The following is an 8,735-nucleotide window of genomic DNA, read 5'->3' on the forward strand; positions in this document are numbered from 1 at the left end:
ATATTTAAGAAGAATATTAAACTGATTGTGTAAAAGTTTAGAATTTTATACAATCAGTTTTTATTATTTTTAGAGTATATATTTTAGATTAAAAATAATTTATTGACATAAAATAAGATTATATGTAGAATTAAAAACTTTATTATGGTAAAATAAGCAAATTAAAAAGTACCAAAGGAGGAGAAAAATGAAATTAATATTAAGGTATTTAAAAAAATATAAAGGGCTTGTCTTACTGAATTTGGTAGGTGTATTTGGATTTGCATTAGTAGAATTGGGTATACCAACAATAATGGCAGATGTAATAGATAAAGGTATAGCCTATAATGATATAAACTATGTAAAGAAAATGGGATTTGTTATTGTTGTAATATCAATATTAGGTGCTATGGGTAGTATTTTGTTAGGATATACTTCAGCAAATATTTCTACAAAGGTAGTCAGAGATATAAGAAATGATATATTTAAGAAAGCACAGGAATTTTCACATACTGAATATGATAAGTTTGGCATTTCTTCTATGATAACAAGGACTACAAATGATGCATTTCAAGTTATGCAATTTACCAATACAATCCTAAGGATGGCCATGATATGTCCAGTAATGTTTATTTTAAGTTTATTTATGATATTAAAAACAAATGTAAGATTATCATTAATATTAGTAGTAACATTACCACTTATAGTATTAGGTGTATTTTTAATTGCAAAAACATCTCATCCATGGTCACAAAGTCAGCAAAAAAACTTGGATACTTTAAATAGGATTTCAAGAGAAAATTTAACCGGAATAAGAGTTATAAGAGCTTTTGGAAATGATGATTATGAAAGCAAAAGATTTAGTAATGCAAATAATAAATATGCAAGTATTTCAAAAAAATTATTTAAATTGATGTCAGTTGCGCAACCATCATTTTTTTTATTACTGAATTTAGCAATAATAGTATTATTTTGGGTTGCTAGTAAAATGATTAATATTGGTATACTACAAGTTGGACAATTAGTAGCATTTATAGAATATTTATTTCATGCAATGTTTTCGTTAATGCTATTTTCAAATGTATTTGTAATGTATCCTAAGGCTCAAGTTTCAGCAGAAAGAATTGAAGAAGTATTAACTTCCGAAACAATAATAAAAGATCCTGTGCAAGGAGTAACAGAAACAAATAATGAAGGTACATTAGTATTTAATGATGTAACATTTACTTATCCAGATGGAGAGGAGCCTGTAATAAAAAATGTTTCATTTAAAGCTAAGAAGGGGGAAACAATAGCTTTTATAGGAAGTACCGGAAGTGGTAAATCAACTCTTATAAATCTTATACCAAGATTTTATGATGTTACGGGAGGTAGCATAAAAATAGATGGAATAGACGTAAGAGATTTTAAAATTAAATCATTACGTCAGAAAATAGGATTTATAAGGCAAAAAACATTACTATTTACAGGAAGTATTAAAAGTAACATAAAATTTGGTAAACAGGAAGCAAGTCATGATGAAGTAGTAGAAAGTGCTAAAACAGCACAAGCATACGATTTTATCAGCAAAAAAGAATTAAAGTTTGATGAACCAATAGGTGAAGGTGGTTCAAATGTTTCTGGAGGTCAGAAACAAAGGTTATCTATTGCAAGAGCATTAGTTAGAAAGCCTGAAATATATATTTTTGACGATAGTTTTTCAGCCTTAGACTTTAAAACAGATGCAATTTTAAGGGCAGAACTAAAAAAAGAAACAGCTGACGCAATAGTATTAATAGTAGCTCAAAGAATAGGTTCAATAATGGAAGCTGATAAAATTATTGTATTAGATGAAGGTAAAGTAGTTGGATGTGGAAAACATAAAGAACTTTTAAAGAGTTGTTCAGTATATAAAGAAATAGCATTATCACAACTTACAGAGGAGGAATTAGCATAATGGTAAAGATTAAGGATTCAATAAATAAAATTACTCCTTTTGTGAAACCTTATAAAATAGGATTTTTAACAGCAATATTACTTATAATCATAGCAGCAGTATTTACAGCGCTTGCACCAAAAACTGAAGGTTTAGTAATAACTCAGCTTACCAATGATTCCTTTGAATTAATCAAGGGAGTACCAGGAGCAAGTGTAAATTTTAAATATATTACAAAAGTTTTAATATTATTATTAGGTGTATATTTAGGAAATGTATTAGCAACATTTGCAGCAAGTTTCTTATTAACTAATGCTATTCAAAATAGTATGAGAGATTTGAGAGGAGCAGTTCAAGATAAAATAAGAAAATTACCAGTGAGCTATTTTGATAAAAATAGTTATGGGGATGTTTTAAGTAGGATTACTAATGATATAGATACTATTTCAAATGCACTTCAACAAAGTTTAAGTCAAGTTGTAAATTCTATACTGTCAGTAGTTTTAGCATTAGTAATGATGTATTCAATAAATATCAAGCTGGCATTAATAGCAACGATTATAATCCCACTAAGTTTTATAGTATCAAAGGTGGTAGTAAGTAAATCTCAAGGATATTTTAAGAAGCAACAAGATGCATTAGGTAAATTAAATGGAACAGTACAAGAAATGTATACTGGATTTAATGAAATTAAATTATATGGGAAAGAAGAGGATGCAATAGAAGAGTTTATCACTATAAATGGTGAACTTCAAGTTGCTGGATTTAAAGCTCAATTTATCTCAAGTACTATGGGGCCACTAGTATCTTTAATTTGTTACCTTGGGATAGCTGCTATTGGTATACTTGGAGCTGTTATTTCGATTGCTGGAGGAATTACTGTTGGTAATCTTCAAGCATTTATAAGGTATATATGGCAAATAAATCAACCTTTATCTCAAGTAACTCAACTATCATCAGCAATTCAATCAGCATTTGCTGCTGTTGATAGAGTATTTGAATTTTTACAGGAGGAAGAAGAAATACAAGATAAAAGCACTTCAATTAAATTAGATAATCCAAGAGGGGATGTTTCTTTTGAACATGTAAGGTTTGGATATAGTGACGATAAAATTTTAATACATGATTTAAATGCGGAAATTAAAGCAGGCCAGATGGTAGCAATAGTAGGACCTACTGGAGCAGGTAAAACTACATTGATTAATTTATTAATGAGATTTTATGAACTTAATGGTGGAGCTATTAAAATTGATGGAGTAGATACTAGAGATATGAAACGTGAAGATTTACGTAGTATGTTTGGTATGGTACTTCAAGATACTTGGTTATTTAATGGAACAATAGAAGATAATATAAAGTATGGTAGGTTTAATGCTACCAAGGATGATGTTATACTTGCAGCTAAAATAGCTAATGTACATCACTTTATAAAAACTTTACCGGATGGATATGATATGTTTTTAAATGAAGAGGCATCAAACATATCACAAGGAGAAAAACAGTTATTGACTATAGCAAGGGCAATAATATCTGATCCAGCTATTTTAATTTTAGATGAAGCAACAAGTTCTGTTGATACTAGAGTTGAGCTTATGTTACAAAAAGCTATGCAAAATATTATGAAAGGTAGAACAAGCTTTGTGATAGCTCATAGATTATCTACAATTAAGAGTGCTGATTTAATACTAGTAATTAAGGATGGAAATATAATAGAGCAAGGAAATCATGAAGAATTAATGGAAAAAGGTGGGTTCTATAAAGAATTATATAATAGTCAATTTTCCGAAGAGGCAGAATAAGTAACAAATAATAAATTTATATTGGAGGTGTTATTCATGAAAGATAAAGAACAAGATAAAGAAGAGTTTTATAAGAAAATACAACAAGAACAAATGTTAATAGATATAGATGAATTTGCTCATAAAATGCTTGAGGGAGAAGAGGAGAATATTCCAGGAAGTAATAAAGGATTAGATTAAAAATATAGTAAAGTACACCTATAAATGAACTGCCCTTTAAAATAAATATAGGGCAGTTCATAAAATTAATTAAAGTATTTGATTTCACTTTTATACAAATCCTAATAATAGACCAATCATATGAATTAAAAAAGAAATAATCCAAGCTATTGCACATTGTATTACTACAATTCCAAGGGCAGCCTTTCTTGAGCCCAGTTCTCTTTTAATACATGCTATTGCAGCAACACAAGGTGTATATAATAATGTAAATATTAAAAATACAAATGCAGTAAAAGGTGTAAATAATGTTGATAAAGCTGATGTATTCCCGCCTAATAAAACTGTTAATGTGCTAACTACACTTTCTTTTGCTGTAAAGCCTGTAATCAATGCTGTGGAAATCCTCCAGTCTCCAAAGCCTAAAGGAATAAATAAAGGAGTTATTAATCCACCAATACTAGCTAACATGCTTCTACCAGAATCTGCTACGACATTAAGTCTAGTATCAAAAGTTTGTAAAAACCATATTATAATAGTTGCTACAAAAATAATTGTAAATGCTTTTGTAATAAAGTCTTTAGCTTTAGTCCAAATTAGTTGCCAAACACTTTTAGGACTAGGAAATCTATAGTTTGGTAGTTCCATTACAAAAGGTATTGGCTCACCTTTAAAGGCACTATTTTTAAGAAGTAGGGCAAATAAAATACCAACTATAATTCCGGAAAAATACAAAATAACCATAACTAACACGCGATATTTATTAAAAAAAGCATAAGTGAACAAAGCATAAATTGGAAGTTTAGCTGAACAACTCATAAAAGGAATTAATAAAATTGTCATTTTGCGATCACGCTCAGATGAAAGTGTCCTTGTTGCCATTATAGCAGGGACAGAACATCCAAAGCCAAGAAGTAAGGGAACAAAACTTCTACCTGAAAGTCCTATTTTTCTTAAAAGTTTATCCATTATAAAAGCAATTCTTGCCATATATCCACTATCTTCTAAAATTGATAAAAAGAAAAACAATACAACTATTATAGGTAAAAAGCTAAGAACGCTTCCAACACCACCAAAAATACCATCAATTACAAGTGATTTTACTGTTGGATTAAGTCCATAAGAGGTTAATGCAGTGTCACAAATATTTGTAAACCAGTTTATTCCATAAGTTAGTAAATCTGAAAATGTAGCACCTATTACATTAAAAGTAAGCCAAAATACAATTGCAATAATAGCAATAAAGGAAGGAAGTGCTGTATACTTTCCAGTAAGTATGTTATCTATTTTTATACTTCGTTTATGAGATTTACTTTCTCGGGCCTTTATAACAGTATTATCGCATACTCTGTTAATAAAGCTAAAGCGCATATCTGCCAGAGCAGCTTGTCTATCCTTTCCAGTTTCATTTTCCATTTCAATTATAATATGATTTAGCATTTGTTTTTCATTAGTATCTAGTTTTAAAGCTTCTAAAATAATGTGATCTCCTTCAACTAGTTTTGTAGCTGCAAATCTTTCTGGGATATGTGCATTTTTAGAGTGATCATCGGTTAAATGTATTATTGCATGAATGCATCTATGGATTGCGGCTTGTTCATCAGAAATTTTTTCATCACAAAAATCTAACCGTCCAGGGCACTCATTGTATCTGGCTACGTGAATAGCATGTTCTATTAGTTCATCAATACCCATATTTTTTGAAGCTGATATTGGGACAACTGGAATTCCAAGAGTTTCTTCCAATAAATTAACTTTAATTGTACCACCATTTTCTTGAACTTCATCCATCATATTTAAGGCAAGAACCATAGGAATATCCATTTCAATTAGTTGCATAGTTAAATAAAGGTTACGTTCAATATTAGTAGCATCCACAATATTTATTATTCCCCTAGGACGATTATTAATAAGAAAATCTCTAGTTACAATTTCTTCATCAGTATAAGGAGAAAGAGAGTATATTCCAGGGAGATCTGTTACTGTAGCTTCAGGATGATTTTTAATAATTCCATCTTTTCTATCAACTGTTACACCAGGGAAATTACCAACGTGTTGATTACTTCCTGTTAACTGATTAAAAAGAGTAGTTTTACCAGAGTTTTGATTTCCTATTAAACCAAAGGTAATAGGTTCACTTTCACGTAATTCATTTCCTTTTTTACGGACATGATAAATGCCCATTTCACCAACTTGCGGATGTGGAATATCGTTAATTCTTTCTTTTAAATCTTCAGTATACTTTGTATCTTGAATGTCTTTAATTTCAATTTTTGCAGCATCCTGTAGTCTTAAGGTTAATTCATAGCCACGTAAGCGCAATTCTATTGGGTCTCCCATAGGTGCTGTTTTTATAAGAGAAACTTTAGTTTCAGGAGTAAGTCCCATATCCAGAAAGTGATTTCTTAATGCTCCTTTGCCTCCAACTTTTACAATAGTAGCAGTTTTTCCAACTTCTAATTCATCTAATGTCATTTTAATCACCTACCTTTAATTACTTAACTAATATAATAATTATTCAAAAAAATAATTTATTTGATTAAAATAAAAATTTTATTAGAAAAAGTTGAATTAAATTTGTTTAAATATACAAAAAAGAAATAGTTTAATATTTATTTTCAATAAAATTTATTACAAATATAAGTATAAACAATAAAATGAATGGAAATATCAGCAATAAAGAAATCTAGTATTTCAGATTAAGTATTATATATAAAATTATAAGATGTAAGAAATAATAAAAGTATATCATTGGAAATAAATAAAGAAGAAAAGATAATATTATTAAATATATTATAAAAATATTTAGTGTAGCATAAAGGGAAAAAATAATATATACGAATATTGTAGAAAATGTTGAAAAAAATATTCGTATAATGTAAAATGCTAATTGAACAAAGGGATAAAATGTAATTATCTTTACAAATGGAGGGGAAAAACTTGTTAAAAAACAATAATAAATTAATTGCATTAATTACAGCACTTACAATAAGTGTAGGAATGGTAATGCCGTCTAGAATAGCAAAGGCAGATGAAATTACTAATGAAACTATTGAATTAGTAGATGAAGTTTCAAATAGTGATGAATCAAAAATGGATAGTGGAAATAAAGTAATTGATATTTTAAGCTTTAATGATTTTCATGGAAATGTTTTAGAATCAGGAAAGAATATAGGTGCGGCGAAATTAACAGGCGTAATCAAAGAGTATCAAACTAAAGATGAAGCAAGCGATACATATGGTGTTGTAACTGTATCAGGGGGAGATTTATATCAAGGTACAGCAATATCAAACATATTAGAAGGTAAGCCAGTAAATGAAATGATTAAAGAAATTGGAATGGTAGCTTCAGCTATTGGCAATCATGAATATGATTGGGGTTCAAATAAAATAAAAAATTGGGCTGATGAAGCAGGATTTGATTTTGTTGCTGCAAATTTAATAGATGAGACTACAGGTACAATACCAGACTATGCAGTTCCATATATTATAACAGATGTAGAAGGAGTTAATGTTGCATTTATAGGTATTGCGACTCCAGAAACATTAACAAGTACAAAAGCAGAAAATGTAATAGGATTGAAGTTCTTAGATATAATTGAGACTTTAGATAAATATTCTCAAATAGTTAGAGCTGAAGGTGCAGATATAGTAATTGCATTAACTCATTCACCAGCAACTGAAGATAGCAATGGAGTAATAACAGGAGAAGCAGCTGAAATTGCAGCAAATGCAAATGATATTGATGCAGTTATTGCAGCTCATAATCATAAATTTGTAGATGGATTTGTAACAAATATCAATAACGGTAAAGAAATTCCTGTTGTGCAAGCTGGTTATAATGGTAGAGGACTATCAGTGCTTACTTTTACTGTTGATGATAATAATGAAATAATAAGTATAGATGCAAATACAAGACAATTCTATGTTGAAAGTACAGTTAATGACTTCCCTATTGATAAAAATGTTGATGAAGCAATATCTAAATTTAATGATGAATTAGCACCAACTTTAGCAACTGAAATAGTTGATTTAGAATTTGATTTAGATCATGATAGATATGCTGGTGTTACACCACTTGGTATTACAGTTGCAGAAGCCATGAGACAAGCCGGAGGAACACAAGTAGCAATTGCAAATGGTGGAGGTATTAGAGCGCCATTGTCTAAAGGAATGTTAACACTAGGAGATATGTATACAATATTACCTTTTGATAATAATGTAGTTACTATGAAAGTAACAGGAGCTAAGCTAAAAGAATTAATTCAGCATGGAATTAATCCAGATGGCTTTGGATGGGGGCAGTATTCAGGTTTAACAGTTTGGTATGATTCAAAAACAGATGAAATAACTTCAATGAGATTATCAGATGGAACAAAAGTTGAAGATGATGAATATTACACACTAACAAGTATTGATTTCCTGATGACTGGTGGAGATAGCTATAATTTTGATGGACACATTGATCCAGTAATAATTGGAGAAATGAGGGATGTAATCATAAATGAATGGCAAACAAAGGGAATAGAAAAGTTAAATTATAATTTATTAATTGACGGAGAAGATACTACTGATATTGTTGCAGATGAAGAAGTAGAAGTTAAGCCAGAGATTACTCCAGAGCAAGTTCCTTCAGAAACTCCAGATTCAAATGAAAATGTAGAAAGTGATAAAGGAACAGGAAGTGTTGAAAAGTTACCACAAACAGGTACACCATTATCTTCAGCACAAGTTGTATTTATATCATTAGCTATAATTGCTGTTGGATTTGTTATTTTTAATAAAAAAGAAGAGATTGCATAAAAATTAAAGGAGCTGTCGCAATAGCGGGTAAAAAAATCCGCTAGCGATAGCTCTTTTTCTATATTTTCAAAAAAATAATT

5 protein-coding genes are annotated in these 8,735 nt (G+C 29.5%); 4 read left to right on the forward strand and 1 reads right to left on the reverse strand.

Annotated features, from left to right (window positions below):
* Nucleotides 1-187 precede the first annotated feature (187 nt).
* Genes HCG70_RS13245 through HCG70_RS13255 form a run of 3 tightly spaced genes read left to right on the forward strand, consistent with a single transcriptional unit; the run spans nucleotide 188 to nucleotide 3,873 of the window.
* On the forward strand, nucleotides 188-1,915 hold the full coding sequence (locus tag HCG70_RS13245) for an ABC transporter ATP-binding protein (protein ID WP_055275200.1): 1,728 nt from the start codon (nucleotides 188-190) through the stop codon (nucleotides 1,913-1,915).
* Nucleotides 1,915-3,693, forward strand: a complete 1,779-nt coding sequence (locus tag HCG70_RS13250; protein ID WP_055291990.1) for an ABC transporter ATP-binding protein — start codon at nucleotides 1,915-1,917, stop codon at nucleotides 3,691-3,693. Before HCG70_RS13245 ends, HCG70_RS13250 begins: the two co-directional genes overlap by 1 nt.
* Nucleotides 3,694-3,729: 36 nt before the next feature.
* Nucleotides 3,730-3,873 carry a hypothetical protein gene (locus HCG70_RS13255; RefSeq protein ID WP_156327341.1) on the forward strand — a complete coding sequence of 48 codons (144 nt, stop codon included), beginning with the start codon at nucleotides 3,730-3,732 and terminating at the stop codon, nucleotides 3,871-3,873.
* A gap of 90 nt (nucleotides 3,874-3,963) precedes the next feature.
* Here HCG70_RS13255 and feoB read toward each other — a convergent pair whose 3' ends face one another.
* The gene (gene feoB / locus HCG70_RS13260; protein WP_042393747.1) at nucleotides 3,964-6,327 is read right to left on the reverse strand and encodes a ferrous iron transport protein B; all 2,364 of its coding nucleotides are present in this window, start codon (nucleotides 6,325-6,327) and stop codon (nucleotides 3,964-3,966) included.
* A gap of 465 nt (nucleotides 6,328-6,792) precedes the next feature.
* On the opposite strand from feoB, the gene HCG70_RS13265 reads away from it, so the two are divergent.
* Nucleotides 6,793-8,655 (forward strand): 5'-nucleotidase C-terminal domain-containing protein, encoded by a 1,863-nt coding sequence (locus tag HCG70_RS13265; protein ID WP_052330560.1) that lies wholly within the window; start codon nucleotides 6,793-6,795, stop codon nucleotides 8,653-8,655.
* Nucleotides 8,656-8,735: the final 80 nt, after the last annotated feature.

It is taken from the genome of Clostridium sp. K04, from assembly GCF_019734375.1.
Classification (GTDB): Bacteria; Bacillota; Clostridia; order Clostridiales; family Clostridiaceae; genus Clostridium; species Clostridium saudiense.

Bases quoted from the DNA above. Each gene is read 5' to 3' on its own strand.
- feoB (WP_042393747.1), bottom strand. From the start codon at position 6,327: ATGACATTAGATGAATTAGAAGTTGGAAAAACTGCTACTATTGTAAAA.
- HCG70_RS13250 (WP_055291990.1), top strand. From the start codon at position 1,915: ATGGTAAAGATTAAGGATTCAATAAATAAAATTACTCCTTTTGTGAAA.
- HCG70_RS13255 (WP_156327341.1), top strand. From the start codon at position 3,730: ATGAAAGATAAAGAACAAGATAAAGAAGAGTTTTATAAGAAAATACAA.
- HCG70_RS13245 (WP_055275200.1), top strand. From the start codon at position 188: ATGAAATTAATATTAAGGTATTTAAAAAAATATAAAGGGCTTGTCTTA.